This window comes from Tessaracoccus massiliensis (assembly GCF_000826065.2).
In the GTDB taxonomy this organism is placed as follows: Bacteria; Actinomycetota; Actinomycetes; order Propionibacteriales; family Propionibacteriaceae; genus Arachnia; species Arachnia massiliensis_A.
Genome location: NZ_LN623541.1, coordinates 362,519 through 382,837 on the forward strand (window position 1 = coordinate 362,519; position 20,319 = coordinate 382,837).

Consider the following 20,319-nt stretch of genomic DNA (forward strand, 5'->3'; position numbering starts at 1 on the left):
AGGCAACCCCCAACTGTGCGATGAGGGTTACCATGCCGTATGGCCACGTCTTCCGACCCCTTCGCGCCTGGTTCTCTCGAGCTGGTGCGCAGGTTCGTGAATACGCGGGACCTGGAGAAGGGAACAGACTCACTGCTCGATCCGAGCCAGTGGGACGCGTGGTGCCACGAGCAGAAGGTCCCAGCCGGGAGCTCAGCTGAGTCGCGGGCACTCATGCGTGAGCTGCGTGAGGGACTCAGAGCTGGATTCTTGGCGAACCATGATCGTGCCCCGATGCCGACACCCACGCTGGAAGCCTTGAACGCTGCGCTTGCCTGGAGCAGCGCCGTGCCCGCCTTTACGTCAGGGGGTCTCGCGCTCCAGCCGACCGGGGACGGGGCCCGTCATGTCGTGACCGCTCTCATCCAGGCCGTCGACCAGTCGCTGAGGGATGGCTCGTGGTCGCGGATGAAGGCATGTCTGGACGACGCCTGCCAGTGGGCGTTCTACGACCACTCTCGCTCCAGGACGGGGCAGTGGTGCTCGATGGAGATCTGCGGGAATCGGAACAAGCAGAGTCGCTGGCGCAGTCGCCAGATCCAGGGGGCACGGCCCGTTCGGTGACCCTCGTCGCACCTGCCGTCAGACGCAGGAGCAACGTCCGCTCATCGGCAGATCAGCCCTGTCACGCACTTTGCCGGTCGCGGCGAAGTCGGATGTTGGCCCGTGCTTAAGGGGAGTCATACAAGAACCGTTGTATGGGACGGACGGGGTCTCAAGGATGGGTGCATGCCGAGACGACCTGCATCCGAGCGCTTCGATGACGTGACCCCGCCTGCCTCCTGGCCGCCCACAGGTGAGGCTCTGGCCGACGCGATTCGCGCCTTGTCTCACCCGAGCCGTCGGAAACTGTTGGACGTGCTGACCGGGCAGGGGACAGCGTCGGTGGGGCAGCTATCCCGGCACACGCCCCACCATCCGCCGTCCGGCATGAAGAGCAAGGTGCGGCATGGTCGGACGCTAGCTCCGACAGCGGCAGATGTGCGCTTTTGCCAGGAGTCACTCGCCGGTGGCGCCGTCGAGGGCCTCGCGTAGGAGATCGGCGTGTCCGCAGTGACGGGCGTACTCCTCGATCATGTGGGTGAGCACCCAGCGGGCTGAGACCCGCTCGCCGTTTGGCAGACCGTAATCAATCTCGAGGGTGAAGCCGGGTTGGGTTGCTTGGGTGCGCCACAGATGTCGTGACCTGTCCACGGCGGCGCTCCACAGGGCGTGGAGTTCGTCAGGGCTGTGCCCGGCAGCGGATTCCCAGTCGAAGTTGGGGTTTGCGCGCCAATCAACGGTGGCCCAGGCCTTGTGCGGATCGCGGCCCGACAGGACTCGGCCGAACCAGAAATCCTCGACGTAGGCCAGATGCTTGAGCATGCCGCCCAGCGTCATCGTCGAACTCAGCGGCTTAGCCTCGAGTTGGGCCGTGTTCAGCCCTGCGGTCTTCCAGCCGATCGTGGCGCGTAGGAAGTCGAGGAATCCCAGCAGGGTTCGTTCCTCTGTGTCGTGGGCGGGCGGCTCTGGCCGGCCGAGTTCATCGAACGCTGCGTCGGTCATGTCGCCAATCTACTGAGCGCGAGGGCGGCGGCGGGGCCCAACGACCTGCGGCATGGTCGGACGCTAGCTCCGACAGCGGCAAGAAGGGGGCGACCGTCGCGAGGCGGGCTGTGCTGGCTACTCGGGAACAGTGACGAGGCAGAAGGGGTGACCAGCCGGATCGGCGTAGATGCGCCAGCCCTTGGGGCCCGGGTCCAGGACATCAGTCAGCGGGGTGCCGCCTGCCTCCAAGACGGTTCTCGCCGCCTGTTCGAGATCGTCAACGAGCAGATCAAAGTGCGCCTGCTGGGCCCCGACATCTCCAGGCCAAGTGGGGGCCTGATAGCCCTCGACCCGGTGGAACGAGAAGCGTCCGACCGGCTCCCACTGCAGTGTCAGCCAGTCGGGGTCACCCGTGGCCGGTCCCAGATCCAGCACCTGTTGCCAGAAGGCAGCCAGCCGCTGGGGGTCGTCACATTCGAGAACCAGCTGTGTGAGGCGCATCGACATGTGCCGAGCCTACGCAGGAGCGCTGTGGCGGGACTCGCACCAACGAACCGTCATCGGCAGTTTAGGAATGTCACGCGCCTGTGGAGGGGGTCTGGTGGCGGGCTCGGGTGTGGGCGAGGCGGTAGGAGTTGGTGCCGGTTTCGATGATGGTGGCGTTGTAGGTGAGGCGGTCGACGATCGCTGCGCACAGGCGAGGGTCGGTGAAGGTGTCGGTTTAGGCGGAGAAGGACTGGTTGGACGCGATCGCGATGGCGTTCTTCTCTTCGCGTTCGGTGAGGACTTGGAACAGCAGTTCGGCGCCTCGCCGGTCGAGTTCCATGTAGCCGAGCTCGTCAATAACGAGGAGGTCGACGCGTCCGTAGCGGTTGATGGTCTTGGTGAGTTGTTTCTCGTCGGCGGCTTCGACGAGTTCGTTCACGAGCCGGGTGGCGAGGGTGTAGCGGACGCGGTAGCCCTGTTCGGCGGCGGCGGTGCCGAGCGCGATGAGCAGGTGGGATTTGCCGGTGCCGGAGTCCCCGATCAGGCACAGGGGGTCGCCGCGGCGGATCCAGTCGCCGGTGGCGAGCTCGTTGATGGTGGCGGCGTTGATGTTGGGGTTTGCGGTGAAGTCGAAGTCGGCGAGCCATTTCTCGCGGGGGAAGCCGGCGCTCTTGATGCGGCGCAGGGTGGAGCGCCGGTCGCGGTCGTCGACCTCGGCGAGCAGGAGTTCGGCGAGGAAGCCTTGATAGGTGAGTTGTTCCTTCGTGGCGGCCGCGACGGCGTCATCGATCACGGCGCGGATCGTGGGCAGCCGGAGCCGGCAGGCCTGGTCGATCGCGGCTTGGGCGGCTTGTTCGGTGAGGCTGTGACGGCGGCGAAGACCGCCCTGGCGGTTGCAGGTGCTGGTGGTCATGGGGTTCCTGTCTGGATGTGGTGGACCTCGGCGGAGGCCGGGGCGGGGTCGGGTTGGCGACGACGCAGGAGTTCGTCGTAGGCGGTGACAGTGGGCAGGGGGGGCTGGGGCGGGTGTGTGGCCGGTGGCGTGGCGGCGGGCTTCGACGGCGACGACGTCGGGGCTGATGGCGCCGACCGACAGGGCTGAGGTGATGCCGGCGATCACGGCATCGACCGGGAGGGATCGGTGGAGCAGGAGCACGTCGATCAACGCTTGGGTGCCGGCTACGTCGCCGCTGGTCCTGCGGGCGGCGGCCCAGAACGCGTCGTGGGCTGCGGTGAATGCCCCGGCGGCGCGAGCCTGCGCGAGGGCGGTGGAGCCGGGGAACGCGCCGGGCTTGTGCCGCAGCACTTCGAGGTAGTGGTCCAGCTCGACCCGGGTCACGCCACGGGTGCCGAGGCGGGGGTGGGTGGCGACGACGGTGCGGCCCTCGAACACGACCACGCACGAGGCCCGCAGGGGCACGCGGACGCGTTGCCCGATCAGGTGCGCGGGGACGGAGTACTTGACCATGCGGACGGTGATCAGGGCGGAGCGATCGACCCGGGGGTGGAGGATCAAGCCGGGGTCGAAGTCGTCGGCCGGCAATGGCGCCAGGTGGTCGAGTTCGGCGTGGTAGTCCTGCCCGATCGTGTTCGCATGGCAGGTGATGCGGCGGGTGTTGTCATCGTGTTCCCAGGCGCGGATCTTGTCATTGAGTTCGTCCAGGCTGGCGACCTCGGGCATGGGGGTGAGGTGGTTGCGGCGGAACCAGCCGACCTCGCCCTCGACGCCACCTTTTTCGTGGGCGCCGTCGATGCCCGGCTGACAGTAGAACGCGTCGAAGCCGTAGTGGGAGCGGAACAGCACCCAGCGTTCGTTCTCCTCGCGGAGCCGGTCACCGCCGTGGATGACCTGCACCACGGCGGAGGTGAGGTTGTCGTAGCGGATGTGGCGGGTCGGGATCCCGCCCAGGGCGTGGAAGGCCTCGATGTGTCCCTCGAGGAAGGCTTCCTGCCCGCCCGTCGGGTAGACGCGGTGGATGGCCTTGCCCGAGTGGGACAGGCGGTAGACGAACATGTGGCACTTGCTCTTGACGCCGTCGAGGATGACGTAGACCTCGCCGAAGTCGACCTCGGCCTCCGCGCCGGGGGCGTGGTCCTGCGGCACCATCGCCTCCACCCGACGCCCGGCCTCCAGATCGATCTGCGCGCGCCGGACCCCCACGTAGTCCCGCACCGTCGAGTACGACAGGTCCGTGGCGCCGTGCTCGTCGCGTAGCCGGGCCAGGATCCTGGTCGCGGTATGACGCTGCTTGCGCGGCGCGGCCAGGTCATAGGTGAGCATCTCGTCGATGGCCGGCTTGTACGGGTCCAGGCGCGGTGCCGTGCGGACCGGCTTCTTGCGGGGTGGGGGTTCGGCAGCGGCGAGTGCCTGGCGGACGGTGCGGCGGTGGACTCCGTGTTTGCGGGCGAGCTCGCGGATGGACAGGCCATCGACTCGCGCGTCGTGGCGGATGTCGGCGTACAGCTGCACTCGTGACCCCATCTTGGCTCCCTTGCCCTCGCGACTGGTTCCCAGTGATGGGGACCAGCGTGAAGGGGTGGGGCCAGTTCAGACCGTCAACACCCCGGCAAGTCGCACGCGGGGCCAGATCAGGCCGTCACAACGGGGCCGAACCAAACTGTCACAACCACGCATCGACACCGTCATACTCAGCAGATGAGCCAGACCAGCGGCCTTTTGAACCGCCGGGCACCGGAGTAGGCGTCGAGTGCTCCGTACCCAATCGGCATCCCGCTTGGTTGATCCGATGACAAGACTCGGTAGACTGGGTCCGTGACCATTTGAGCGTTTCCCTGACCTGCGTCCGAGGCCGTCTGCCCGGCAGGTTTCGTCACGTCTTCGGGATCTTGCTCATGCCTCATGTACTTGCTTCATCGTCGTTCACTGCCGCGGGCTCGCATCTACGGGTGGAGGGTCTCTCATTCTCCTATCCTGATCGGCGGGTCCTCACAGATGTGTCGTTCGTCGTGCCTGCCGGGGCCCGAGGAGGACTCATCGGGGAAAACGGGTCGGGTAAGTCGACGTTGCTGAAGGCGATCGCCGGAGTCTTGGAGCCGGCATCGGGAACGGTCACCGTGAATGCGCCCGATGCCGATGCGCCGGTGTTCGGGCTGCTACATCAGGAGCACCCGTTCTCTGCTACCGAGACCATCGATAATGCTATCGAGACCGCGGTCGCGCCGTCTCGTCGTGCCGCCGAAGAGGTCAGCAGGCTCGGCGTCGCCCTTGCAGACCGCCCCGACGATCCTGTCACGGCCGACGGCTACGCACGTGCCCTGGAGACGGCCGAGCGCCTTGGAGCGTGGGAGATCGACGCGAGGATTTCCGGCATGTTGGCCGGTCTCGGGATCGGGGACATCGACCGCCGCCGGCTTGTAGGAGCGCTCTCCGGAGGGCAGCGAGCTCGGCTCGCCCTAGCGTGGCTGCTGCTAAGTGCACCGGATGTGCTGCTGCTGGATGAGCCGACGAATCACCTCGATGATGCCGCGACCGCCTATCTCGTCAGCGTGCTCACGGCGTGGCGGGGTCCGCTGCTGATTGCCAGTCACGATCGGGCCTTTCTCGATGAGACGGTCACGTCGCTGCTCGATCTCGACCCTTCGCCACTCCCGCACGCGGTCGCGGGGCCGCTGGTTCACGACGGCACGGGAACCGGGATCGGCCTCACCCGTTTCACAGGCAGCTACAGCGACTACCTGACCGCACGAGCTGAAGCACGGCAGAGGTGGGAACGGCAGTATCGCGATGAACAGGCCGAGCTTTCCCGGCTTCGTAAAGCGGTGAAGGATCAGCAGACGGTGGGGCACTCGGATTGGCGCCCGCGTACCGAGGTACGCATGGCACAGAAGTTTTACGCTGACCGCAACGAGCAGGTCGTATCTCGCCGCGTCAACGACGCTCGCGCACGCCTGACGGACCTTGAAGACCGCCAGATCCGGAAGCCGCCACGGGAACTCGAATTCCAAGGGCTCACCGTTGCTGGCGCCCCGCGTGCCATCGGCGCGCTTGAACCCGTGCTCACCACCGTCAACGTAACGCTGAAAAATCGGCTCCCGGCCACGTCGCTCAGCATCAGCCGAGGCGAGAAGTGGCTCATGACCGGCCCGAACGGGTCGGGCAAATCGACCTTGCTCGGCCTGCTCGCCGGCACGCTGGAACCCAGCAGCGGGCAGGTCACTCGCGCACCGGTCGACCGCGTAGGGCTGCTTGCGCAAGAGACCGCCCTACCTGACCCCTACGATCGCGGTACGGCTCGCACCGCACTCGACGCCTACACGGATCTGGTCGGCGTGGAGCGTGCGGCACGAGTGCCGCTGGGGACCTTCGGACTGGTTGCTGGTCGAGACCACAATCGATGCGTGCAGGAACTCAGCGTCGGCCAACAGCGTCGCCTTGCCCTCGCGGTACTCCTGGCTGACCCCCCAGAGATCCTGCTGCTGGATGAGCCGACCAACCACTTTTCGCTCAGCCTCGTCACCGCGCTCGAATACGCACTCGCCCAATACCCTGGCACTGTCGTCGTTGCATCACACGACCGGTGGCTGCGCAAACGATGGAAAGGCCAGCGGTTGACGCTGCCCGAAACAGGATGACAATCACAGTCCACCAAGTCGAGACGCAAGGTGCCCGCGTCGGCGCAGTAGCACGTCAACAGAGTCAGCATCGCCACCCCGAGTCAACCCCACCTGGTCGTCACACGGGTGAGCTGGCAGCCTCCCAACCTCGATCTGCAAGAGGCGTGGCGACTCGGTCGAGATCTCTCACGGAGTGAATCTCAATGATGGCGGGGCTCTGCGGGTGTGGATTCGCTCGGAATTCGTTCTGGTCTACATTGATACGAATCACCGCGTCTTTGGCGCTTGGGAGGAGTCTTAAGTCGCTGAATGGCGACGGGATCGCCTACACTCGGTGACATGTTGTACGGCACTGCTTCGCTGCGTCTGCGCAGCCGTTAACGGCGGCGAGCACCCTCCACAGGTTGTTGCTCCCGCCTCCGGTGACCACGGCCGGGCGGCTCTTTCAGCGTGCCCGGCTCCGCAACAACCACGGAGCAACGAGTGCCTACCTATCGAGGTGGCCGTCATGAGCACGGCCAAAACTTCCTGACTGACCCATCCACCATCGCCACGATGACACGGCTCGTGGCAGATACCGAGGGCCCGATCATCGAGATCGGCCCCGGTGACGGAGTACTCACCTCGCCGCTGGCCCAGCTCGGGCGGCCAGTGACAGCCGTCGAAATCGACACCCGGCTCGCCTTGCGCTTGGCCCAACGACTCCCGTCACATGTGGAGGTCATCGCCGACGATTTCCTGACCTACCAGCTCCCACCGTCGGCGCATGTGCTCGTCGGCAACCTGCCGTTTCACCAGACCACGGCGATGTTGCGACGCATCCTGCACGCACCTGCCTGGACCGATGCCATTGTGCTCTTGCAATGGGAGGTTGCCCGGCGCAGAGCGGGCGTTGGTGGTGCCACGATGATGACGGCGCAATGGGCGCCTTGGTTCGAGTTCACGCTGCACAGTCGTGTCCCCGCTCGCGCGTTCACCCCCCGTCCAGGAGTCGACGGCGGAATCCTCACGATCCACCGTCGCGAACGCCCGCTGCTGCCCCCGGCACAGCGACGCCAGTTCCACGCCCTGGTCCACCGCGTCTACACCGGCCCCGGCCGTGGGCTCGCTCACATCCTCGTACGCACCACCTGCCTCGGCTCACCCGATGCGGCACAGGCGTGGCTGACACGCCACGGCGTGAACGGTGCCGGACTGCCAAAGGACATGCCCGTCGAGGCATGGGTGGACTTGTTCAAGACCACCGGTTCTTCGCCGCCTTCACACCGTACGCGGACGCGGCAGCTGAAGTCGAGGAGGCGCCGTCGATGAGCATCACCGCGCGGGAGGCCTACCTCCACGAGGTCGAGACCACCCGCACAGCGAAGCGACGCCGCGCCGAGACGGCCACCGAGCGGGCGGCACGACTTCTGGCCGAAGCACCCGAGCGGGACTGGCGGCTCGGTGACCTTGCCACGCTGGTTCACCTCTCGGTGTCACAGCAGGGCAGAGCGTTCACACAACGATTCGGGATGCCACCCATGCGGTACCTGGCTCATATTCGGGCCCATCGGCTGGCTGAGCTTCTGGTCGAGACTGATCTTCCAATCGGCGTCGCCATGACAAAAGTCGGGTGGCGCAGCCGTGGGCATGCCGCACGGCAGTTCACCGCCATCGTCGGGATGAGCCCGTCCAAGTATCGGCGCACCGCAATCGATCAGGCGATCTCTCGCGAACACTAGCCGGTGGGTATCAGCAGCGCGAGATCGCCGCCGTGTTGATGATTCCAAACACCGCGTCCTTGTGATGGTTCTGCTCATCTTCGGAAGCAATGCATGGCCTGATCCCAGTGCACCTGCTAGGCCGGGTATGACACGTCGGGTTCGTTGGGTTCCTGGCGGTCACTGTAGGGGTTCCTTGTTGTCCGTCTTCGGGACTGCCGAAGGTTTGGTTGACTCCAAGACCGCATCCGCGCCAACCTCGACCAGATCACCACACGGCTCGACAACCTCACCGACGCCTACGCCGAGGCCCGAACAGGCTTGGACCAGCTCACTGAACTCCTGGTCGACCTCAACGACCTCTACAACAAGTGCGAACCAGCCGAACGACGGATCCTCAACCGCGCCCTGTTCACCCGCATCACCATCGACGACGAAGAGAACGCCACCTACACTCCCGAGCAGACCACAGCCAGCGTCCTCGCCCACACCAGCATCGATGCCCCGGCCCACGTCACCGCAGAAACAAAACTGCCCCGCCATCAGGCGGGGCAAGTTTCGATTTTCTCATCTTACGTGGAGCTAGGGGGATTCGAACCCCCGGCCTTCTCATTGCGAACGAGACGCGCTACCAACTGCGCCATAGCCCCAGAGCATCGATAACTTTAGCACCGCTGGGAGAACCGCTCCAAGTTGGCCCCAGCGAGAGCGCCTATCGAGGCCGGGCCCCAGTGGACCCACGAAGAACGAGCCGGGCACGACGCTTGTGCTGAGCGTGCCGCGCTTATTGAGCCGGCTGCGTCCCGCGCTGGTTGAGCCCGCGGGTTCTACGAGCGGTGTCGAAACCCCCGCAGCCGATCCAGCACCTGATCCACTGCGGGTGTGCGCCGCCGAGGCTGGGGGAAGAAGGACGCGAGTGTTGCCCGTGCGCGTGGGCGACGGCGTTCGGTTGTCGCTTCTCGGCGTGGCCTCGAAACTCGCGTCCTTCTTCCCCCACCCTCGGCTTCAACGTTTCTGCTGCCGGGGCTTACTGCCGACACCGTTGTCGTCGTGGTTGCCGGAGTGTCCGGTGTCGGGGTGCGTTGCTTTCCCACGGCGTTGTCGGGCAACTAGGGACCTGAGTGGGGTCCGGTGCCGGAGAAGCACTTGCATCCCCCCGCCCCCGGCCACTCCTTGGAGTCTGGCTGGTCGAGCCTGTGGTCAGGGTCATGGACACGCTGCGGCCGCCCTTCGTCGCCGCGCGGGGCGCGACGCTCAGGGACCGGCTCCGGTCCCTGAGTTCGCCAGCGAGCTTGCGAGCCAGCGAACGACGCTTGTGCTGAGCCTGTCCCAGCGCGAAGCGGGCCGGACAGGTCGAAGTAAAGGGCCCCCCGCAGCCGATCCAGCACCTCATCCACTGCGGGTGCGCTTAGCCGCAGGCCGGTGAAGATGAGGGGCAAACCATCGAGACATCCGGAAACAGAGGCGGAGCGCTCCGCCTCCAGATGACACAGATGACACGGCGCCAACGCTCAACGCTTCGCGCCAACACAGACTCCTCCCCGCCAACCAAGATTCTTCCGCGCCGCCGCTATTTCTCGGCGCCTGTGATGTGTCGTCGGCGCCGAGCAGCAACTCAGGCACGGAGAAACCTGCGTTGGCGAGGGACCCACTCGGTGCTGAACTGAACAGGTGGCTCCGGCATCAGGGGCCGAGCAGTCAGGTGAAGGGCTACTCGCCGACTGCGCGGGGGCGCATCTCGGTGACGTTGCCGCCGTCGGAGCCGGTGATCGTCACCTCGCCCTCTTCAACGGGATCTGCCGGGTTGTCCGCAGTGGGCACCAGCGGCGACGTGGGCGTCACCGGGGCAGAGAGATCGATCGTGCGGACGGTGCGCGGCAGCAGCGGCTGCGAGACGTAGGTGGCGGGGGTCACCGGGATGGGGTCCCACAGCGCGCCCATCGTCGTGGGCATCGTCAGTTCGATGGAGATCTCGGTGTTCTCGGCCTGCTCCGCCTCGGGCAGTTCGATGACGCCGGTGTCCTCATCCTCGTCGAACCCGGCGCGGACCGCCTCGGCGCGACGGTCGAGATTGCGGTGCATACCCACGACGGTGAGGCGGGCCACACACAGGAACGCGACGAGGAGCCCACCGGGGATCGCCAGGCTCCACCAGGGCACGACGCTCAGAACGCCGAGCACCGTCAGCACGACCAGGGCACCCAGGAGGACCAACACCACCGTGAGCCGAAGACGGGCCGCCTGGCGGGCGATCAGCCGCAGCTCATTGAGCTCCGCCCGGCGGGTCAGCGGGGTGGAGACCGACGCCAGGTCTTCGTCTTCAACGAAATCCTCGACGTCGCGGCGGATGATCCGCATGGAATCGGCGAACCGCTCAGTGGGGTCGCTTTCGAGCTCGACATCGGCGGGCCGCTGCGCCGTCACCCAGGGAAGTGCGAACGCAAGGCCGGCACAGACGACAACAGCGATGATGATCCCGGCGAGCATGCCCATACGTTAACAACATCGGTGTAATTTGCCTGCCGCTGCGGCGCGCGTCGCCAGAGTGGGTTGAGGAATTCTCAGTCTTCGTCGTCGAACAGCCAGACCTTCACGGCCTGACCGCCCTTGACCGACTCCACGGACTCGTCCAGGACGATCAGCGCATTCGATCGGGACAGTTCACCCAACGCGTGCGGCAGCGAGACCTGCTCGACGTGGCGGATGCTCCCCTCGAGCCTCACGTGGCCGCGCAGCAGGTGCATGGTGCCCTTCATGGAGCGCAACATGGTGCCGGTGATGGCCCGCACAACACGGTGGTCGGTCCGCATGCCCATCAGGCGGCGGATCAGCGGGCGGGCGAAGGCGTGGAACGACACATAGGCGCTCACCGGGTTGCCCGGCAGCATCAGCATGGGCACGCGCTCGTCGTCCTCGCCGATCAGGCCGAAGGTCTGGGTGCGGCCCGGCGACATCGCCACGTCCACCGAATCCACCAGCCCCAGTTCCTCCATGACTCCCGCGACGGCCTCGTAGTCCTCGCGGCGCCCACCCGTCGTCGAGATGACGAGATCTGCGCGGATCAACTGGTCCGTGATGGCGGTGCGGATGGCTTCGGGGTCATTGGAGTGCACCGCGACGCGAAAGACCGTGGCCCCTGCGGCTCGCGCGGCGGCGGCGATCATGTAGGAGTTCGCGTCCGTGGAGTCGCCGTGCTGCACCTCATCTCCCGGATCCACCAGGTGGTCCCCGGAGCTGATGATCACGACGCGGGGGCGGGGCCGCACCAGAACCTTGTCGATACCGGCCCCGGCCAGCAGGCCGATGGCACGGTCGTCCAGCACGTCGCCCTCGCTGAGCAACCGCGTGCCGACGCTGAGGTGCTCGCCGGCGGCGCGCACGTACTCCCCCTCGGCGACCTTCTCGATCAGCCGGGCGTGGTTGTCCTCAAGGGTGGCGAAGGTCGACGGCAGCACCGCATTGGCCCCGCGCGGCAGCACGTCGCCGGCCGCCACCACGACAGCCCCTGCCTCCGGCAGCCGCTCGACGTCGGCCTCCACGATCTGCAACGGCTCGGCCAGGTGACCCTCATCGTCCATCAGGTCCGCCGCTCGCACGGCATATCCGGCGACCTTCGCGGTGGAGTTGGGCGGCACGTTGATGGACGAATCGATGTCCTCGCACATCACCTGGTCCCACGCCTCGAGCAGCGAGGTACCGAACGGCTCCAGCGGCTTCACCAGGCTCAAGAGGTAATCGGTGTGGTCCACGACGCTGCGCATTCCCGATGCGCTCAGCGCCGGTGGCTCAGGGAGGCGGGGCTTCTCGGGGATCTCTTCGACGACGGGCTCCTGCGATTTACGTCCAAACCAGGCCATGCCCCTTACGATATGCCAATGGTTGCCGACCCCCGCAAAGGCGCGCTGCGCGAGGCCATCTCCGCTGCGCGACGCCGCACCTCAACACAGGCGTGGGAGCGCGAGGACCAGCACCGCACCCGCCACGTTCTCGCCGCGCTCTCGGACCGAAGGGCGGGCACCGCAGCCGTCTACGTCTCACTTCCGGGCGAGCCCGGCACCCGGGCCATCATCGACGGCCTGCTGGAGGCTGGCTGGCAGGTGCTGGTGCCGAAACTCCGCCGCGAGCCGGACTGGGCGCAGTTCCCGGGGTGGGACGCCCTGGTCCCCGGCTGGGCAGGCATCCCCCACCCGGCGGGCCCGGGACTCGGCGCCGAGGCCCTCGCCGAGGCAGACGTGATCCTGCTGCCCTGCCGCGCCGTCGGGCGCGACGGCACGAGGCTGGGCACCGGCGGCGGCTGGTACGACAGGGCGCTCCTCCACCGCCGCGCCGACGCTTTGCTGATCGGGCTTGCCCGCGAGGCGGAGGTGTTCGACACCGTCCCCACCCTCCCCCATGATGTCGCGGTGCACGGCTACGCCACTGAGCGCGGTTGGGCGCATTGTTGACGGCTGAACTATCATTGCGGCGGTCATCTCCCCGGAGGAAGTCAATGCCCACCTACCAGTACCGCTGCACCGAATGCGGCACAGACCTCGAGGTCGTCCAGAAGTTCACCGACGCCCCGCTCACCGTCTGCCCCGAATGCGAGGGCAAGCTGCGCAAGGTCTACAGCGCGGTCGGCGTCGTGTTCAAGGGCTCCGGCTTCTACAAGACCGACAGCCGCACCTCCTCGAAGCCCGCGGCGAAGGAGAAGAAGGCCGAGCCCGCCAAGACCGAATCGAAGCCGGCCGCCAAGACCGAATCGAAGCCGGCAGCGAAGTCCGAGGCCAAGTCCGTCTGATCCTCACCACCGGTTTCTGTGGATAACGGGGGATCGGGGTGCCCACCGGCCAGAGTGGTGGGCATGAAGCGTCTCCTCAACGCCACCGTCAATTGGGTCTCGTGGCACCGGCGGCTGGTGGGCGCCGCACTTGCGGCCGTCTCCATCCTGATGCTGGGCAATGCGCTGGCAGCGCCCGAAGGCCCCACCGTGCCTGCCGTCACGGTTGCCGCGGCCCTGCCCGCCGGCCACACCCTCACCGCGGCTGACCTGCTCGTCGCTGAGTTCCCACCAGAAGCAGTCCCCGACGGCGCCCCCACCGAGACCACCGATCTGGTGGGCCGCAGCACCGCCGTGGCGCTGGGTGAGGGCAGCATCCTCCAACCTGCGCTGCTCGCCACCAGCCGCAGCACCGAGCCGGGCCGCGCTCTGGTACCCATCGCGCTTCGCGACGAAGGGCTGCGCGCCCTGCTCCACCCTGGGGACCGGATCACGCTGATCGCCACCGGTTTTGAGGACGCCACCGTCCTCACGTCGGACGCGAGAGTGGGTGTGCTGTCCACCCCGGCCGGCGGGTCCTCGCCCTTGTCCATGCCCAGTACGCAGCCAGGCTCGTTGATCCTCGTGGACGTGCCCGCCTCCGACGCACCGATGGTCGCCACGCTCGGTCAGGACGGCGGAATCCGGGTGGTACTGGGGGGCTTGTGACAAGGGACTACTGTGGACGTTTTGGCAGCGAGGTATTTGAAAGTTATAGTTTCTACCGGTCGCACCGACCGCGCCTTGCTGCCACCGCAGCACGGCCATAAGAACTTCCCGCACGAGGGTGCGGAACACAGAAAGTTTGAAGAGCTATGAAGGGCTTCAAAGAATTCCTGATGCGCGGCAACCTCATCGAGCTTGCCGTTGCGTTCGTCGTCGGCGCTGCATTCGCCACCGTCGTTGAGACGTTCACCGCCATGTTCATGGATCTGCTGGGCAAGCTCGGCGGCACCCCTGACTTCTCCTCCTGGAAGCCGGCCGGCGTCTCCGTCGGCTCCTTCCTGACCGCGCTGATCGCGTTCCTGATCATCTCCACCGTCGTCTACTTCGGCGTCATCCTCCCTTACACCAAGGCCAAGGAGCGCTTCTCCAAGGCGGGCGAAGAGACCCCCGAGATCACCAAGACCGAGGAACTCCTCGGCGAGATCCGCGACGTCCTCAAGGCACGCGGCACCACCACCCTCTGACCTTCGGTCGACCCGCAAACGGGGCGCCTCCTTCGGGAGGCGCCCCGTTTCGCATTCACCAGTGCGGCGGGCGGTCGGCGACGAGCCGCTGCTCGTCCCGGTTCAGCGGCCGCTCGACCGGCAGCGAGCGGACCAGCCCGGTGAGGCCCAGAGACTCCCGGGCCCGGGCCAAGGCCGCATCAAAGCGGGCGAAACCCACCGCACGGCGCACCTCGAGCGGAACCGGGAACGGCCACGGACGCTCAGCCCGCTGAGCCTCATGGCGCAACTCCACGAGGCGATCGGCCGGGTAACCCAGCGCGGCAAGGTCGTCGGCCAGCCTCTCCACCGGGCCGACGGCGAGATCCTCCCCCGTCAGGGCGAGGGCGAGAGCCGCGGCCAGCGGATCAGCCGTCAAGCTTGGCGCCATCCTCGATGATCTGGGCCTCACCCTCATCCGGCAGGGTGACGTCGCCCTTGACGACGACGCCGCGGCCGAAGACGTAGTCGCCCTCCACCCGGAACGACGTCGCCTTCCGCAGCGACGGGGCCGAGGGGATGCGCTCGGTGAACTTCTGCACCGTCTTGTAGTAACGCGAATCCAGGCTGATCTCCGGCGAGGTGTCGGTGCAGGCGATGAGCTTGCCCTCGTCGGTGAGGCTGTAGACGTCCGAGCGCAGCAGCAGCAGTTCGTTGGTGGTCTTGACCGGCAGGAAGCGGTCGCGGCCCACGCAGATGGCGGTGGCGCCCTCGAACACCTCGATGGCCGCGCCCATGGCGGATTCCACCTGGATGACGGGCGTCGACGACGAATCCGTGGGGTCGACGGTCTTCTCGTTGCGGATGAGGGGCAGCCCCAGCACGGAGTTGCGCTCCACGAGGGTGTCCTTGAGTACCTGGAGGTCGAACCACAGGTTGTTGGTGTGGAAGAAGGGGTGGCGGTGCTCGTCGGTGAAGTAGTCCATCTCCTCCGGCGCGGTCTGCGCGGTGTCGCGGAGGATGAGCTGGCCGTCGGCCTTGCGGACCGCGAGGTGGCCGCCCTTCTTGTCGTTGATGGTGCGGCGGCACAGCTCGGCCGCGTAGGGCGCGCCGGACTGCGCGAACCAGCCCGCGATCGTGGCGTTGGGCGCGGCACCCAGGTTGTCGCCGTTGGAGACGCACGCGTAGCGGAAACCGGCCTCGAGCAGCTCGTCGAGCACGCCAGAGCCCTCGAGCGCCGGGTACAGGTCGCCGTGGCCGGGCGGGCACCACTCAAGCGTCGGGTCCTGCGGCCACTCCACCGGGGTGAGGTCGTCGGCGCGGAGCTTGGGCTCCTGGTTCTGCATGAAGCTCAGCGGCAGGTCATCGACGGCGAGCTCGGGGTAGCGGGCCAGGTGCGCGAGGGTGTCGTCCTCCGTGCGGAACGAGTTCATCAGCAGCAGCGGCAGGCGGGCGTCGTAGCGCTCGCGGGCGGCCAGCACCTGCTTGACGATGAGGTCGAGGAAGTTCTGGCCGTCGCGCACGGGCAGCAGCGTCTTGGCCTTGTCGAGGCCCATCGACGTGCCGAGGCCGCCGTTGAGCTTGATGATGACGGTCTTGCCGATGGCGTCGCGCGCCTGCGCGTCGGTGATGTCCACGTCGGTGAGCATCGGCGGGTCGAGCAGCGGCTCGATGGTGTCTTCACGGATGACGCCCGTCTCACCGGACTCGAGGAGCTGGTAGAAGCGGGTGAACACTTCGATGGCCGGGGTGGCGACACCGGCGTCAATCATCTTCTGGCGGGCTGCTTGCAGGCCTGCTTCGGACACGACGAATCCCTTCCTAGGTAACGAGGACGATCCTAACCGCCCGAGGGAACAGGCTCATATTCAGCCCCCAGAGGAGTCACAGCATGTGCACAGGATGTGCCGGTTATCTGGAGGACATCAACGAAGAGAACGGACCCGCAATCATGACGCTCCTCCCCTACGAAGCCACCTTCCCCGCTCTGGGCACCCGCGCCACCGTGCTGACGTCCAACCCTGAGACCCTGCTGCCCGCCGTCGAGGTGGTGCGCGCCCAACTCAACGTCTTTGGCGACCATGCCACAGCGGGCGACCACCCCATCCTCGACGACCACCTCAGCGCCCTGCTCGGCGACGTCGACGCGCTCGAGCCGCTGCCCGCCGACACTGAACTCGACGCCCGTTCCCGCACCGCCCAGCGCCTCGCCGACCTCTTGGCCGAGGAGTTCCCCGGCGGCTTCCTGGTGGACCTCGGCGGCGTCCCCGCCGTCGCCGGGGATTCGCTCGACGGCGAACTCACCGAGATCTCCGAGTTGGGCGAGTTCAGCAACGCGGCCTGACTGTCCCCGAGCGTGGCCCGCAGCCGGTCAGCCATCTGTACCCCGGCAGATCAGGGTCCGGTCACCTTGACGATGCCGTGCGCGCCACGCTCGGCATCGACCATGATGTGGCTCACCACCGGGTAGTGGCCGGCCTGCGTGAACGTGAGGTCCACGAACCCGCCCTCGGCGGGCTGCAGCGCCAGCGCCTGCGCCCCCCCGCCCGCGTTGCCGAACGCGTCGACGCCGTCGAGTAACTGGTAGCCGCCCTCGCGGTAGACGGTGTCGAACTGGCCACCCACGACGTGGAAAGCCGAGGCCCGGTTGGGCCCGGCGTCCACCACGAAGAACCGCACCTTCTCCCCCACCTTCGCCTCGAACGGCTGCTGGTCGTACTGGTTGGCGATGCCGTTGAACACCACCCGGTCGGGCCGCTCGTCGGCGACCCTGGCGGGGTCGATGTCCGTCGCGTCCTCAGCACTGGCCGCGTCGTCGGTGAACACCTCGGACTGGACGACGACGTACTCACGGTCCACCTCCGGCAGCCCCTCCTCGGGCTCGATGATCACCGCGCCGTGCATGCCGGCGGCGATGTGGGCGCTCATCGGCGCCGTCGAGCAGTGGTACAGCCACACCCCGGCGCGGTTGGCGGTGAAGCGGTACACGAGGGACTCGCCGGGCGCGATGGTGCGCATCGGCTCATCGGGCGCGACGTCCCCGGCGTGGAAGTCGATGGAGTGGCCCATGGTGCCGTCGTTGACCAGCGTGATCTCGAAGACGTCGCCCGCCTTGCCGCGCAGCGTCGGCCCCACGCTCTGGCCGTTGAACGTCCAACGCCGCTGCCACAGCCCCGGCGCCACCTCGAGGGGTTCCTCCGTGACGCGGAACTCGTGGCGGTGCACCGTCGCGTCGCTGAGCCGCGGCGCCACCGGGTCGACGACATGGCCAAGCTCCGCCTCCGGATCCCCGACGGCGGGCCCGTGCCCGGCATGGCCGCCCGGCCCCTCCGTGGCGATAGCGGACGCGGGGGCAACGTCGCCGACGACCACGTCGAAGGTCATGCCCATCTGGCGGTGCCCCACCACGGTGCACCAACCCTCGACGCTCTGCCCGACGACGCCGAGATCCAGCTCCGCGCTCTCCCCAGCTGCGAGGCGCGGAGTGCGCACCGGGCCGATCATCAGGTCGTGCACATTGGTGACGTCGTGGTTGGTGAGTGTGATGATGACCCGGTCGCCGGGGTCCACCTCGATGGAGCTGGGCTCGAACTGCATCCCGCGTGCGGCCACCTCGACGCGCACCGTCCGGCCGGTGGCCGCCACCGCCGGCGCCTCGGCCCGGGGCTGGGCCAGGCCAGCCGCTCCCGGGTCGATCCCCAAGCCAACCGAGACCGCGACGGCGAGCGCGGCGACGCCCGCCGCGAACCCGGCGCCCGTCAGCGCGTTGCGACGTTCGGCCGGCAGGACAGGTTCTTCGCCCCTCATCGCCGCGCGCTTCTCGCGCACGGAGGCCTTGATGCCGGCGAGCATCAGCGGGATGAACAGCACGAGCGCCGCCATCACCATCGTCGAGACGGTGACCTTGGCCCATCCGGGCAGCGGCAACAGGAACAGCGCCAGGCCGCCGTTGATCACGGCGAGCCGCAGGGCCGCCCACCTGTCGAAGTGCGCGGCGCCGGCGCGCACCACGCGGGGCCCGCCACCCAACACTGACGGCAGCAGGTAGCTCAGCGCCCCGGTGACGATCTGTAGCAGGAAGCCCACCACCCAGATCCCGGCGAGCAGGGTGTAGTTCGTGGCCAGGCCGAGGTCGTCGGTCCGCCACACGTGCACCGCGGTGGCGATGAGCGCGACACAGGCCCAAGCGCAGCCGGCCAGTATGGAAGCCGAGGCGAACTCCCGCGGCGGGCGCTTGCGGGTGGGCGCGATGAGGCAGCGGCCGAACCAGATGAGGCCGACGGCGTAGACCGCGATGCCGACGGCGGCGAGCGGCCGCCACCCGGCCAGGGAGGAGCCGAGGATCACCGCGAGCCCGCCCAGCAAGATCGGCAGCGCCTGCCTGGCTAACTTCTCAGCACGGTCATCCATGCGGGTGCGCAGCACCGTCGGCCAGAACGTGACCAGGGTGCCCACCACGGTGAGCCCCACCCAGCCGAGGATCATCGTCATGGTGTGGGCCACCAGCAGGTTGGCGTGCCACCGGTCCCCCAGCCCCCAGGCCAGGCCCGCCCCCATGGGTACGAGCAACGCGGCGGAGATGTAGTAGCGGATCGAGACCCGGAAACGGCCGGGCAGCGCGCCGCGCAGGTCCCGAGCCAGGGTGAGCGCGTGCCAGAGCACCGCCGCGGAGACGGCAAGGGCGCCGATGAGCACCAGCCACCACGTCGCCGTCGGCACGCCGATGAACACCAGCAGCGCGCCGATGCCCAGCACGCCGAGCCGCACGTCAGCGACCTTTCGCGCGCTGTCGTCGGGCCGGGTCTTGAGGAGCGCGGCCGTGAAGTGGGCGCTCCACACCATCACCGAGTGCGTGATGGCGCCCAACGCGATGAGGTGGACCATCAGCCAGGTGGCCTCCGGCACCCAACGGTGGATGACGGCGACGACGGCGGCTGCGACCAGCCAGATCAGGGTGGTGAAGTCGCGCAGCGAGCGACGCCCCCTCACGAGCGCACCTGCGAATCAGTGGTGATGGGCGTTGCCGGCGGCATGGTCATGCTCATGGGTCAGGTCGTCGATCCGGGTCCAGTGGTCCCCGTCCAGGCCGAGGGCCGCGGCTGGGAAGAGCCCGTTGTCCTCCTTGTGGATGTGCTCGCGCAGAGCGACGTCGAACTCGTCCATCAGGGAGTGGTTCCCGGCGGCGATGGCGTCGAGCAGGTCGTCGAGGGTGCGGTGCTCACCGCAGAGGGTCTCAATGTGGTCGTGGTACTCGTCGAGGCCCTTCATCACGCTGAAGAGCCCCGCCTCCTCCGTGGCGGTGTGCGGGTGCAGCAGCGAGCCCAACCGCTCTGCCGCAGCGGCGACCTCGCCGTCGGATTCGACGGCGCGCCGCAACTCGCCCGAGGCGTTGATGATCTCTACGTGCTCTTCCATGAACCGCCCGATGACGGTGATGGAGTCACACCCGCAGTAGCTGCACATCAGGCGCGCGCGAGCTTGAGCTTCCAGGCCTCCGGGCCCTCCTGCACGTAGCTGACCCGGATGTCGTCGCCGTGGCGGTCCGAGATCTGCTGCAGTAGCGGGAGCGGGTTGTGCGGGGCGACGAGCACGAAGGCGGAGCCGTGTTGCAGCGAGTCGACGACGCCGTGGATCGCGGCGTGCCGGATGGCGTGCGGGATCACGCGGGCGTCGAGTTCCGGCAGGGCGTCGTCGTGGCCGCCGCAGCCGCACGAGGTTGCAGTGGGCGTGAGGTTGAGTTCCATCATGCCAGCGATCTTACTCCGATTAGTTTGTATTAATTATCGGGGTCGGCTCATCCTCCGGTTGCGCGGGGAGTGTGTGCTGCGGGCGCCCTTCGTCGTCGCGCGGGCGCGACGCTCAGGGACCAGATGGCGACCCCGGTTGGATTCGAACCAACGACACCCGCTTTAGGAGAGCGGTGCTCTATCCCCTGAGCTACGGGGCCAACCAGATCAGGATAGCCGGGATGCGCACCCGAGCGCATGGCGGCACCCACGCGCACCAGGTGACACCGCCAAGGGCGTAGTCAAAGGGCCTGGCCAGG

The 20,319-nt window shown here is 67.5% G+C and carries 19 protein-coding genes, 2 tRNA genes and 2 pseudogenes; 9 read left to right on the forward strand and 14 right to left on the reverse strand.

Translation table 11 applies throughout. The features are described 5' to 3' along the window. Positions 1 to 39: 39 nt before the first annotated feature. Entirely contained in the window at positions 40 to 603 is a 564-nt protein-coding gene (locus BN1186_RS16455) for a CGNR zinc finger domain-containing protein (protein ID WP_040283221.1), read from the forward strand. A gap of 435 nt (positions 604 to 1,038) precedes the next feature. Here BN1186_RS16455 and BN1186_RS06025 read toward each other — a convergent pair whose 3' ends face one another. The 4 genes and pseudogenes from BN1186_RS06025 to istA all read right to left on the reverse strand — a co-directional run bounded on the left by BN1186_RS06025 (position 1,039) and on the right by istA (position 4,534). Continuing rightward, a complete protein-coding gene (locus tag BN1186_RS06025; protein WP_040283222.1) occupies positions 1,039 to 1,584 on the reverse strand; it encodes a DinB family protein in 546 nt (181 codons plus the stop codon). Positions 1,585 to 1,701: 117 nt separating this feature from the next. Further along, positions 1,702 to 2,073, reverse strand: coding sequence for a VOC family protein (locus BN1186_RS06030; protein WP_040283223.1), 372 nt, complete (start codon positions 2,071 to 2,073; stop codon positions 1,702 to 1,704). Between the two features lie 70 nt (positions 2,074 to 2,143). Further along, positions 2,144 to 2,965, reverse strand: a pseudogene (gene istB, locus BN1186_RS06035) (IS21-like element helper ATPase IstB). Beyond that, a pseudogene (istA, locus tag BN1186_RS06040) lies at positions 2,962 to 4,534 on the reverse strand (IS21 family transposase). The pseudogenes istB and istA overlap by 4 nt, the downstream one beginning before the upstream one ends. A gap of 425 nt (positions 4,535 to 4,959) precedes the next feature. Between istA and BN1186_RS06045 the strand changes: the two are divergent. The 3 genes from BN1186_RS06045 (at position 4,960) to BN1186_RS06055 (ending at position 8,348) form a co-directional block, all read left to right on the forward strand. Next, a complete protein-coding gene (locus BN1186_RS06045) occupies positions 4,960 to 6,645 on the forward strand; it encodes an ABC-F family ATP-binding cassette domain-containing protein (RefSeq protein ID WP_040283225.1) in 1,686 nt (561 codons plus the stop codon). 465 nt (positions 6,646 to 7,110) lie between these two features. After that, on the forward strand, positions 7,111 to 7,938 hold the full coding sequence (gene erm, locus BN1186_RS06050) for a 23S ribosomal RNA methyltransferase Erm (protein WP_040283226.1): 828 nt from the start codon (positions 7,111 to 7,113) through the stop codon (positions 7,936 to 7,938). After that, positions 7,935 to 8,348: a helix-turn-helix transcriptional regulator gene (locus tag BN1186_RS06055; RefSeq protein ID WP_052459859.1), complete on the forward strand. Its 414-nt coding sequence runs from the start codon at positions 7,935 to 7,937 to the stop codon at positions 8,346 to 8,348. Before erm ends, BN1186_RS06055 begins: the two co-directional genes overlap by 4 nt. Positions 8,349 to 8,507: 159 nt before the next feature. Here the strand turns inward: BN1186_RS06055 and BN1186_RS06060 are convergent, their stop codons facing one another. The 4 genes from BN1186_RS06060 to BN1186_RS06075 form a co-directional block, all read right to left on the reverse strand. Next, positions 8,508 to 8,870, reverse strand: a complete 363-nt coding sequence (locus BN1186_RS06060; protein ID WP_246043252.1) for a hypothetical protein — start codon at positions 8,868 to 8,870, stop codon at positions 8,508 to 8,510. Positions 8,871 to 8,904: 34 nt separating this feature from the next. Further along, positions 8,905 to 8,977 (reverse strand) — tRNA-Ala (locus tag BN1186_RS06065). 1,060 nt (positions 8,978 to 10,037) lie between these two features. After that, complete coding sequence (locus BN1186_RS06070) at positions 10,038 to 10,814, reverse strand: hypothetical protein (protein ID WP_139650887.1); 777 nt, start codon at positions 10,812 to 10,814, stop codon at positions 10,038 to 10,040. 74 nt (positions 10,815 to 10,888) lie between these two features. Beyond that, positions 10,889 to 12,184: a molybdopterin molybdotransferase MoeA gene (locus tag BN1186_RS06075; protein WP_040283227.1), complete on the reverse strand. Its 1,296-nt coding sequence runs from the start codon at positions 12,182 to 12,184 to the stop codon at positions 10,889 to 10,891. Between the two features lie 18 nt (positions 12,185 to 12,202). On the opposite strand from BN1186_RS06075, the gene BN1186_RS06080 reads away from it, so the two are divergent. The 4 genes from BN1186_RS06080 to mscL all read left to right on the forward strand — a co-directional run bounded on the left by BN1186_RS06080 (position 12,203) and on the right by mscL (position 14,315). After that, the gene (locus BN1186_RS06080; RefSeq protein ID WP_052459861.1) at positions 12,203 to 12,772 is read left to right on the forward strand and encodes a 5-formyltetrahydrofolate cyclo-ligase; all 570 of its coding nucleotides are present in this window, start codon (positions 12,203 to 12,205) and stop codon (positions 12,770 to 12,772) included. 44 nt (positions 12,773 to 12,816) lie between these two features. Then, on the forward strand, positions 12,817 to 13,107 hold the full coding sequence (locus BN1186_RS06085) for an FmdB family zinc ribbon protein (RefSeq protein ID WP_040283229.1): 291 nt from the start codon (positions 12,817 to 12,819) through the stop codon (positions 13,105 to 13,107). Positions 13,108 to 13,170: 63 nt separating this feature from the next. Next, entirely contained in the window at positions 13,171 to 13,794 is a 624-nt protein-coding gene (locus BN1186_RS06090; RefSeq protein WP_139650889.1) for an SAF domain-containing protein, read from the forward strand. Positions 13,795 to 13,940: 146 nt separating this feature from the next. Beyond that, entirely contained in the window at positions 13,941 to 14,315 is a 375-nt protein-coding gene (gene mscL, locus BN1186_RS06095) for a large conductance mechanosensitive channel protein MscL (RefSeq protein ID WP_040283230.1), read from the forward strand. Positions 14,316 to 14,370: 55 nt separating this feature from the next. Here the strand turns inward: mscL and BN1186_RS06100 are convergent, their stop codons facing one another. Together BN1186_RS06100 and BN1186_RS06105 are read right to left on the reverse strand one after the other, a co-directional pair. Further along, a complete protein-coding gene (locus BN1186_RS06100; RefSeq protein ID WP_040283231.1) occupies positions 14,371 to 14,712 on the reverse strand; it encodes a hypothetical protein in 342 nt (113 codons plus the stop codon). Beyond that, a complete protein-coding gene (locus tag BN1186_RS06105; protein WP_040283232.1) occupies positions 14,702 to 16,081 on the reverse strand; it encodes a UTP--glucose-1-phosphate uridylyltransferase in 1,380 nt (459 codons plus the stop codon). The genes BN1186_RS06100 and BN1186_RS06105 overlap by 11 nt, the downstream gene beginning before the upstream one ends. A gap of 83 nt (positions 16,082 to 16,164) precedes the next feature. Here BN1186_RS06105 and BN1186_RS06110 point away from each other — a divergent pair, with 83 nt between their 5' ends. Next, on the forward strand, positions 16,165 to 16,617 hold the full coding sequence (locus tag BN1186_RS06110; RefSeq protein WP_040283233.1) for a hypothetical protein: 453 nt from the start codon (positions 16,165 to 16,167) through the stop codon (positions 16,615 to 16,617). Between the two features lie 50 nt (positions 16,618 to 16,667). On the opposite strand, the gene BN1186_RS06115 is transcribed toward BN1186_RS06110, so the two are convergent. The 4 genes from BN1186_RS06115 to BN1186_RS06130 all read right to left on the reverse strand — a co-directional run bounded on the left by BN1186_RS06115 (position 16,668) and on the right by BN1186_RS06130 (position 20,220). After that, complete coding sequence (locus BN1186_RS06115; protein ID WP_040283234.1) at positions 16,668 to 19,262, reverse strand: multicopper oxidase domain-containing protein; 2,595 nt, start codon at positions 19,260 to 19,262, stop codon at positions 16,668 to 16,670. 15 nt (positions 19,263 to 19,277) lie between these two features. Further along, on the reverse strand, positions 19,278 to 19,688 hold the full coding sequence (locus BN1186_RS06120) for a hemerythrin domain-containing protein (protein ID WP_218975408.1): 411 nt from the start codon (positions 19,686 to 19,688) through the stop codon (positions 19,278 to 19,280). Between the two features lie 47 nt (positions 19,689 to 19,735). Then, a complete protein-coding gene (locus tag BN1186_RS06125; protein WP_425471477.1) occupies positions 19,736 to 20,029 on the reverse strand; it encodes a DUF2249 domain-containing protein in 294 nt (97 codons plus the stop codon). Between the two features lie 115 nt (positions 20,030 to 20,144). Continuing rightward, positions 20,145 to 20,220: transfer RNA gene (locus BN1186_RS06130), tRNA-Arg, on the reverse strand. Between the last annotated feature and the right edge of the window lie 99 nt (positions 20,221 to 20,319).